This is a genomic window from Vibrio sp. OPT46 (genome assembly GCF_015163535.1).
Taxonomy (GTDB): domain Bacteria; phylum Pseudomonadota; class Gammaproteobacteria; order Enterobacterales; family Vibrionaceae; genus Vibrio; species Vibrio alginolyticus.
Window position 1 is genome coordinate 1,076 of sequence record NZ_JADDYG010000745.1, and the last position, 211, is coordinate 1,286.

Consider the following 211-nt stretch of genomic DNA (forward strand, 5'->3'; position numbering starts at 1 on the left):
CAATGGTAGACCACCTGCAGTGTAGGTGGCGACATTAACTAGCTTGGTATTACCCAGAGCACTATTCTCTAATTCTGGAATATAATCTTTGACCTTGTCATCCATGTCTAGCTTACCTTTTTCTTGGGCGTACCCAGTCAAAGTAGCAGCAAAAGTTTTACTGATAGAGCCGAGTTCAAAAATTGTGTCGTTGGTGACTAAACTCCCCTTA

Annotated in this window: 1 protein-coding gene; it reads right to left on the reverse strand. The window is 42.2% G+C overall.

Annotation, left to right across the window (positions count from 1 at the left end; genetic code table 11):
* A partial coding sequence (locus IQR33_RS34585) for a serine hydrolase (RefSeq protein ID WP_228014175.1) occupies positions 1-211 on the reverse strand: 211 nt, incomplete at both ends.